General features: G+C 37.4%; 11 protein-coding genes. 5 read left to right on the forward strand and 6 right to left on the reverse strand.

All coding sequences use genetic code 11. The features are described 5' to 3' along the window. The first annotated feature begins 252 nt into the window (after positions 1-252). On the forward strand, positions 253-699 hold the full coding sequence (locus AC1DDX_RS19925) for a hypothetical protein (protein ID WP_477622463.1): 447 nt from the start codon (positions 253-255) through the stop codon (positions 697-699). 6 nt (positions 700-705) lie between these two features. Here AC1DDX_RS19925 and AC1DDX_RS19930 read toward each other — a convergent pair whose 3' ends face one another. Continuing rightward, entirely contained in the window at positions 706-993 is a 288-nt protein-coding gene (locus AC1DDX_RS19930) for a hypothetical protein (protein ID WP_172662677.1), read from the reverse strand. Between the two features lie 106 nt (positions 994-1,099). Between AC1DDX_RS19930 and AC1DDX_RS19935 the strand changes: the two genes are divergently transcribed. Continuing rightward, positions 1,100-1,795 (forward strand): acyltransferase family protein, encoded by a 696-nt coding sequence (locus tag AC1DDX_RS19935; protein ID WP_477622465.1) that lies wholly within the window; start codon positions 1,100-1,102, stop codon positions 1,793-1,795. Between the two features lie 194 nt (positions 1,796-1,989). Here AC1DDX_RS19935 and AC1DDX_RS19940 read toward each other — a convergent pair whose 3' ends face one another. Further along, entirely contained in the window at positions 1,990-3,180 is a 1,191-nt protein-coding gene (locus AC1DDX_RS19940) for a threonine aldolase family protein (protein ID WP_172662676.1), read from the reverse strand. A 245-nt stretch (positions 3,181-3,425) separates the two neighbouring features. Between AC1DDX_RS19940 and AC1DDX_RS19945 the strand changes: the two genes are divergently transcribed. The 3 genes from AC1DDX_RS19945 to AC1DDX_RS19955 all read left to right on the forward strand — a co-directional run bounded on the left by AC1DDX_RS19945 (position 3,426) and on the right by AC1DDX_RS19955 (position 5,442). Continuing rightward, entirely contained in the window at positions 3,426-3,833 is a 408-nt protein-coding gene (locus tag AC1DDX_RS19945; protein ID WP_172662675.1) for a VOC family protein, read from the forward strand. Positions 3,834-3,853: 20 nt separating this feature from the next. Further along, a complete protein-coding gene (locus AC1DDX_RS19950; protein ID WP_172662674.1) occupies positions 3,854-4,306 on the forward strand; it encodes a VOC family protein in 453 nt (150 codons plus the stop codon). 431 nt (positions 4,307-4,737) lie between these two features. Further along, positions 4,738-5,442, forward strand: a complete 705-nt coding sequence (locus AC1DDX_RS19955; protein WP_288881564.1) for an ATP-binding protein — start codon at positions 4,738-4,740, stop codon at positions 5,440-5,442. 37 nt (positions 5,443-5,479) lie between these two features. On the opposite strand, the gene AC1DDX_RS19960 is transcribed toward AC1DDX_RS19955, so the two are convergent. From AC1DDX_RS19960 to AC1DDX_RS19975, 4 genes are all read right to left on the reverse strand, one after another. Next, positions 5,480-6,301 carry an alpha/beta hydrolase gene (locus tag AC1DDX_RS19960; RefSeq protein ID WP_477622464.1) on the reverse strand — a complete coding sequence of 274 codons (822 nt, stop codon included), beginning with the start codon at positions 6,299-6,301 and terminating at the stop codon, positions 5,480-5,482. Between the two features lie 103 nt (positions 6,302-6,404). Then, the gene (locus AC1DDX_RS19965) at positions 6,405-7,520 is read right to left on the reverse strand and encodes an acyltransferase family protein (RefSeq protein ID WP_337716013.1); all 1,116 of its coding nucleotides are present in this window, start codon (positions 7,518-7,520) and stop codon (positions 6,405-6,407) included. Between the two features lie 131 nt (positions 7,521-7,651). After that, positions 7,652-8,128 carry a GNAT family N-acetyltransferase gene (locus AC1DDX_RS19970; RefSeq protein ID WP_172662670.1) on the reverse strand — a complete coding sequence of 159 codons (477 nt, stop codon included), beginning with the start codon at positions 8,126-8,128 and terminating at the stop codon, positions 7,652-7,654. 7 nt (positions 8,129-8,135) lie between these two features. After that, positions 8,136-8,459: a winged helix-turn-helix transcriptional regulator gene (locus tag AC1DDX_RS19975; protein ID WP_172662669.1), complete on the reverse strand. Its 324-nt coding sequence runs from the start codon at positions 8,457-8,459 to the stop codon at positions 8,136-8,138. Positions 8,460-8,533 lie beyond the last annotated feature (74 nt).

Raw genomic sequence — 8,533 nt, forward strand, 5'->3', positions numbered from 1 at the left:
GCATTGAGCACCTTGGTACATTCATCGGTAAACTCTTTATTTACTGGTTGCTTTTCTGTTTGTTCCATAAAACCATGTTGACATTATCTGATAACCTTTAAGTAACAGGTAATAAATTATTAGCAAATATAAAGTAATTTTGGCGATAGTATCCGGGCCTTAATATATATCTTCGTATCTATGAAAATATTACGCTACTCAATTTTGCTATTAGTTCTTTTTTCTGCACTGCCAGGCTGCAAAAAAAATGGAGTGAATTTAGACCCTTGTGCTGGTATCCTGAATGAAAGTCCACCATCAAAGGTTGTGATTGCCCTTACCGATAAGCAGACAGGAGACAACCTGATTCTTAAAAATGGTCTTACTGCGGCCGATTTAAAAATAACCTTGGCAGGAATAGCTACACCGCTTACGAACTGGCGCGTTGTTAATTCCCCTGGCTCACCTATGAATGGGATGCTGGAATTGGCTGTTTTTCATGAAAAGGCTGGTGAATTCCGATACAAGATTGAAGCGAAAGGGCTAGCCGATGTTGAGTTTTCTTATGCTGTTAAACAGGTAAAGAGTGATAGTCCGTGTAAGCTGTATTATTATCCATTAGAAGGGCTTAAGGCAACAAATCAGGATTATGTAAAGTTGGAAATTGGAGATAAAATCTATCCCAATGGGATCAAAGTGCTTTACTCTTTGGAGAGGTAAACACTATCATACCTGTCTTATTCTTTCTACCAGTAAATCCAATACTGCCTGAGAGGCAACCAAATTGAAGCTCCAAATATCGTCGGTAATAAAGATGTAATTGCCGCCAAAACTATAGATATAATCTCCTCCTTCAATTCCAATAATCCAATCTTCTTTTGTTAGGTCAGGATAAGTCCGTAATACCTGCCAACAATATTCTCTTACCTCTCGCTCATCACTGAAATCATCCAGCATTGGTAGAATACTAGGCGCATTAGTTAGCCCATATTTTAATAGCATTTCATCGATCATAATTTCTCGGAGTCTATTATAAGCGCATTACGAAATTACACCTTAGCGCATTTTTAATCACAGAATTACTAACAAGAGAAGATGTCCATTTTGGAAAGATAGAAAAATAAACGTTAAGTCATTTTACATTAGACGTATTTTACGGATTTGGCCACTATATTTTATTTTCTTTTTTGGCATGGTGTTACTTACCTCTGCTACTGATTTTTTTGGATCTGTTATTCCAGGACAAGCACAATTAGCATTCACGCTATTTTCTGGGAATTGGTATATAATATTTAAGGAGTGGCAATCTTATTGCATAAATCCTTTATGGAGTGTATCTGTAGAAGAACAACTTTATATTTTACTTCCATTAGTGTTGTTTTTTGCAGGGAAAAAAGGATTAAAGATTTTCTCATTTCTTTCAATAGTTATTGCTTACGCCACGATAATTTACTACGCTCAAAGACCAACAACTGGGTTTAGTGGCCAATGGACAAATAGCTTTGTACAATTTCAGTTTTTTGCTGCAGGAATACTGCTCTCTGCCTACTTAAAGGGCTGGGAACCTAAATGGAATGCAGTCCTCCGTATTGGTTTATTTATAACAGGTGTGATTTGCTGGTTGATTGCATCAATGGTTTGCGAAATTAATGTAGATGCTCCTCACCTAGCTACAATTCCACAATCAATTACTGGATGGTTTCTGATACTTATTGGTGTTATAGCAATGTTTTTATCTCTTTACGGGGCACCCGTAAAGTATATGCCTTCTAAATTAGCTTATCTATCGTTTTTAATATTTTTAAAAATGAATTAGCAACCTTTAGCGAGAGTATAGGTCTATTGGAATGGAAAAACGGAATAGGATCTGTTACTGCTTTCATCTCGACGACATTATTAGCAATGTTGTCTTACAAATGTTTTGAAAAGCCTTTTTTAAAGTTGAAGAGCCGTTTTACTTTAATACCTTCAAGGGATTAGGAAAAGCAATTCGCATCTTCATTCAAAATTTTACACTTTGGCAAATGAGATTGCTTCTTTAAAGGAGTCGATAATTTGTTGGTTATCTCTTCTCAACAGTGTTGGATTTACTTTAATTTTTACAAAACCATCTTCTCTTGGCTGGCCGAAAATAATATTATGCTCTTCCCTCAACCTTTTATTTAGTTTAACCGGATCAATTCCATTGGCTATTGATACGTTAAATTGATTTGTACCATTAGGCACCTGATTAATTTTGAAGCCTTTAAGTTGGCTAAACTGACTAAAAAGACTAGCCGATTTTACTTTAATTTTTTCCATCACCTCATCAATAGTGTTTAAGTGATACAAAGCGATAGATGCGCTGGGCCAATTGGTAAAAATTCCACCACCATGGATTTTAATAAGATGATGCATTTGGTCAATCACAACTTTATCGCCACATAAAATAGCACCACCAGTTGCACCCAAATATTTATACAAACACATGTAAACTGTGTCGAAATACCTGGCATATTCTTTTACCGTTGCATTTGTAAATGCTGTTGCCATGTGAAGTCTGGCACCATCAAGGTGCATTTTATAGCCTTGTTCTTTACAATAAGCCGAAATCTTTTTTATCTCTTCTAATGGAAAAGCCTGGTTATCGCACCTTCTTACAGGTGTTTCTATAGATACAGCTCCAACTTCGCCAACAAACGCTTCGCCATCTTTATGGTATTTAATTGCTTTTTTGAGTTCATCTAAGGTGAAATGTGCCTTTCCTTCGGCCAGCGGAATTAATCTTTTGTTGAACAAGGTTTGTGCGGCATCTCCTTCGTCCCTATAAACATGACTGGTTTCTTGCACAAATGCTTTTGTATTATTTCCACATAAAAAACTAATTGCCAGCTGGTTAGCCAAGGTGCCTGTTGGCAAATAAACAGCAGCTTCTTTTCCTGTAATTTCTACAAATTTCTTTAAAAGCTTTTCTATGGTCCCACCATCGGCATAACTATCTCTTTCTATTGGATTAGCGGTATTTATCTCTTGTAGCTTATTTATAAAATCTTCTGGCTTATAAAAAATCCCATCGTTAATAAAATAAACTGCTTCGCTATCTTTTGATGGTATTGCTTTTTCTGATGCAAATGTATTTGCTGGCATAACAGCCGATGCGATAAGTGGCAGGGCCGATAAAGAAGAAAGTTTTAAGAAATCGCGACGTTTATATGCAGACATATTGAGTTTTTTGGTTGTTTCAGGATTTAATAAAAGTGGCTTTTTGTCAAAGATACTAAATGTAAAATCACAACTGCGTTATCCCGAGAACCAGGGGATCTCTCGTATCGTCGGGATGACGGGAGGTTTTAGAAAATCTGTTAGTTGTTTAGCACGTCGTATTTCCCCCCTTAATTTGTCATTATTGCACAGTTGAACGTGCAAGGCATTGCTGTATCTTTGAGTATAACTTAAATAAAAAAATAATGGCAACTCAAATTTTTGTAAACCTCCCTATTAAGGACCTTAACAGATCTGTGGAGTTTTTTACCAAACTTGGTTATACTTTTAACCCCAAATTTACCGATGAGAAAGCTACCTGCATGATCATTAGCGATACCATTTATATTATGCTGCTAACAGAACCTTTCTTTCAGACGTTCACTAAAAAAGAAATTGTGGATGCCCACAAAGCGGTAGAGTGCTCTATTTGCCTGTCTGCAGATAGTAAAGAGGGCGTTGACGAAATGGTAAATAAAGCACAGGCCGCAGGTGCCACCATACCTAATCCGGCCACTGACTACGGCTTTATGTACCAACACAGCTTTGAGGACCTAGATGGCCACCATTGGGAGTTTGTATGGATGGATCCTAAAGGCGCACCTGAACAGTAATAAATTTGAGGAGAAAAAACATGACAAAAAGTAAGATAGTAAGGATGGATAATGTTGGCATCGTTGTAGAATCGCTGGACAATGTGATCCCCTTTTTTATAGAATTAGGATTAAAGCTTGAAGGACGGGCTACAATTGAGGGTGAATGGGCTGGTCGTGTTACCGGACTGGGCGATCAGCATGTAGAGATTGCTATGATGGTTACCCCGGATGGCCACAGTCGTTTGGAACTGTCGCAATTTCTAAGGCCAACTGTTATTTCAGACCACCGTACGGCCCCCGTGAACTCGGTGGGGTATTTACGAGTAATGTTTACTGTTGAAGATATTGATGAGGTGGTATCAAGACTTAGCAAACATGGCGCTGAACTGGTTGGCGAAATGGTTCAGTATGAGAACTCCTATAAGTTGTGCTACATTCGCGGAGTGGAAGGGATTCTGATTGGCCTAGCAGAACAACTTGGTAATAAATAAGTTTATTACGGCTGTATAATCGTCAATAAAATAATTAATTTTCTCATTTTATGGGTTACCAACTCAATTTTATCCAGGCAATCATCATCTGCGGCCATAATTCAATTTTTAGGTAATCCATTACCCCTTTTTCATCACTTGTCAAAGTCACTATTTATATGGAGTTTGATAATATTTCAACATTTTACAAGTTTTTTTAAAAAAATATAGGGCTTATACCCTTCCAGTATAGGTCTATATGGCGTATATTCTTGTAAATCTGTGCCTTCGATTAACAATACAGAGTTTTTTTACTTAATCATTTAAGGTATATGGCTCCATTTTTGTATGGGTATATATACGGGCATGGGGTCTTCACCTTGGATATTTTTTTTTTACGATGTATTATTTTCTGATGGACTTAATACGGCACGCTTTCAATTAGATGGAGAATGTATACATATAATTATTTTATAAACGATAGCGAAAAGGTATTGCTGGACGACCTTTTTGTTGATGATGCGAATAAACAAATAATTACACGGTTAATCAGTGAACATCGTTATTTTAAACAATTAAACGAATATGGTTTGCCGATTGACAACAAGATGTTACTGAATGTGAGCCAGGGATGTGGCAAAACTTACACAGTTAAGGCTATTGCCTCTGGTTTGGAAAAAAATTTAATTGTATTAAATCTGAGTAATATCCTCTCAGGATCTATTAATGATATAACACACAGCATTAAAACTGTTTTTAATATAGCAGCTAAAGAAAAAGCCGTATTATTTATTGACGAGTTTGATGAGATAAGCAAAGTAAGAAGTGTTGATGTTAAAGATGGGGATGAAATGGGCAGACTAGTTAATACAATGATTCATCTGATTGATTATTATCCGGATAATGCATTACTGATCTGTGCTACGGATTATAGTGAGTTTATTGAACCGTCGTTGCTCCGTTGTTTTGACCTTAGCGTTACGATCCGCAAACCATCACCAGATCTTCTGGATGATTATTATGATAAACTATTGTCAAGTTTTCCCGCAAGTTTACGTTCAATTGAACGTATGTACAGTATATCCTTTGCTCAGGCAAAGGATCATGCTTTGGCCGCTGTAAAAAAGGCTATGATTGATCAAATTGAATCGCGTTAAGTAGCCATAACACAAGTTTAATAAAGTGTAAGAAGGGCTATTGTTGAAGAATCGTCTTCATTTTTTCTAAATACTCTGTATTATTTATAAAGTTGTTATGCCCCTCGCCTTTCAAAATAAACAATCTATCATCTTTCTTAAAAAATGAACTAAGTTTCTTCGAAGAGCCAATATATATAGCGTCGTCTGCGTCTCCATGAAAAACTGTTACAGGTGCTTTTATTTTCTGCAAAAATTCATAAGTCTTAAATTGATATTTCATATTGGAAGTATCAATATCCGGTGCAATGTTGGATATCCAATCTGGTAGGCTATAATATGGCGCTTGTAAGATAAGCGCTTTCGGATTATTGTTTGCTGTAAGGATAGCGGCAGGCCCTGTACCTATTGATTGGCCAATCACAATAATCTTCGATTCTGGATAGATCTTTTTTAAATTGTCATATACCATTTGAATGTCACTAGACAATTGAGGTTCGCTACTCACCTTACCTTCGCTCTTCCCATAACCTCGATAGTCAAGAATAAAGATATCATAATTAAGATTATTATAAAAAGGGGCAACTTTCCCCCAGGTATCAAGTCCGTCAGTGCTGCCATGCAGATAAAATATCAATCCTTCCGTCTGCTTTGCCTTGAAGAGTAATCCATTTAATTTATAACCATCTTGTGTTAAGAAAGTTAATTCAGTAAAAGGGTTTGAAAATTCGAAATGAAAATCGTTTTGTAGTTGGGAACCTGGAAATAATTGTTGTTCTAACTCTTTTTGAACTTCTTCTTTTTTTAGACTGTCAACGTTTTGCCCATAAGCAAATTGAACAAATATTAGAAACGTGAGTAAAGAAATAAATAGCTTCATTAGGTAATATGTTTCGTTAGTATTTATCTGTAAATCATAATCATTTGGCCATTTCAATAGCTTTTTCTAAAATTTCATCTTTGGGTTAACCGTTTTCTGATCCTCATGTAAGCTTTTTCCGCAACCATTTGCGAACTGGCTCATCGTACCATTTCAATGCGGCATATGCCAAAATGATGCTACTTATTAAGATGATTAACGCATATGGCCATGCCTGCACTATCGTTAAACCTTTATTGTTGCTGATCCAGGCCACGTAAAAATAGACAATCGGATAATGTACCAGGTAAAGTGGATATGATATCTCACCTAAGAATTTGCAAACGCGGTTCTCTCTTTGGGTTTGCATCCGGCCACTTGCGCCAAGGTATACGATAAGTGGAAATACGATGATAATGCAAACAGAGTCATAAACTCCGTTCATCCAAAGATGCTCTGCACCACCAATGCGAGGCATATAGAGTACTATAGCTACTAAAAGGCTACACCATAGAAAGGCATTTTTAATACGGGTGTGCTTGGCAACACGGGAAAGTAACAGACCGGCAAAGAACGGATACATGACGCGCGTTAATCCAATGCGTACCTGCTCCACGTTCAGCGTCCATCCTCCACTAACGTCGCCGTTTGTGATCGCCAGGTGTACGAGTGCGATAGCAGCGATGCCAACTAAAATACTTAATGCCGTTTTGGAGAATTTTCTGATCCAGATTGCGTAAAGAATGTTGGCAATATATTCAAAGAACAATGACCATCCCACACTATTCAAGGGGTGCATCTCTTGCCAGCCACGTATATCAAGAGATAATGGCACGGGCAGGATCGTATAACCGATCAGCAGTACCAGCAGCATCTTCCAGATAGGAATAGTATGAATGAGCGGCCATAGTGTAGAATCTGTAAAATAGAATCCGATTGCGCCGAGGGTCATCCCCAAAACCACCATTGGCTGAAGGCGTACGATGCGGCGTTTGAAAAAGCTTCCTACTGTCATTTTATGCCAGCGATCGTCGTAGGCATAGCCCATCACGAAGCCTGATAATAAAAAGAAAAAGTCGACAGCCAGATAACCGTGATTAACGAATTTATCTAAATTACTTGTTGAGAATGGTTCAGCCAGGTGAAACGTTACAACGATTATGGCTGCGACACCGCGAAGGCCGTCTAATATGGGATAGTGCGGCTTGGTGGCCAACTCACTATTTAGGTTAGTTCTCATTCATTGTGTGTGAAATCGCAATTTGTAAAAAAAAGCCAACATTTCTTTGGCTTTAATTACGAATTTTTATGGTTGATAAGGCGCACGCTGGTGTTATTTTTGGGTTGTGCCAACTAATATTAAAATAGCGATTAGCTGATATCACAGCGCATTGTTGTAAGTAATTTCTTGAAACCTACTTTTTCATATGCCTTCACAGCCGCATCATTGTCGTGGTATACATCAAGACGCAGCTCAGTTATTCCTTTTGATAAAACCCATTGCTTAAGATCGTTTATCAATAGCTTATTAATCCCCTTTCCTCTAAATTCCGGACTTACAAACATGAAGCCCAGATAACCAAAGAGCTCATGACGTTCGTAAGCTTTTGCTGATCTAATTTGGGCATAACCACATCCAACGATTTCAGCATTAAACTCGATCACTAGGATTGCTGTTTGCTCATCCTCTATAAGTGTCTTAAGGTCGTAATAGAAGATTTCGCCATCCTTTAAAGTAGGATTAAAAGGACGTTCGGCCTCAACCAACATTTGTAAAAATTTGCCAAGCTTAGGCAAGTCGGCATGTGTAGCATATCTGGTAGATATATCTATCTTATTTATTTCCATCTTAAGTTTAATTTTTGGTTTGCATGTTTTTTAAAGCCCAGTCTTGAACAGCAGCAAGGACAGATGTCAATGAAATTCCTTTTTCACTTAATGCATACTCGACAGTTGGAGGAACTGTGGCATAAGCGGTCCTGGTCAGAACCCCTGTTTTTTCCAATTGTTTGAGCTCCTTAACCAACATACGTGTATTGATACCAGGGATTGATCTTTCCAATACCTTAAACCTCATTTTACCTGCCATCAGTGTATTGATGATTGTCATGGTCCATTTGCCCGACATCAGATCCATTGCTTCCTGAAATGGACAGGTGTCAATTTTATTTTGTTGCATTGAAAATTTAAAGCACTGTAAATCAATAAAACTTTACTTTTTGTTACTATTATACAAAGAGGTAACTACTTGCA

This window comes from Pedobacter sp. 10L46_2, assembly GCF_056395165.1.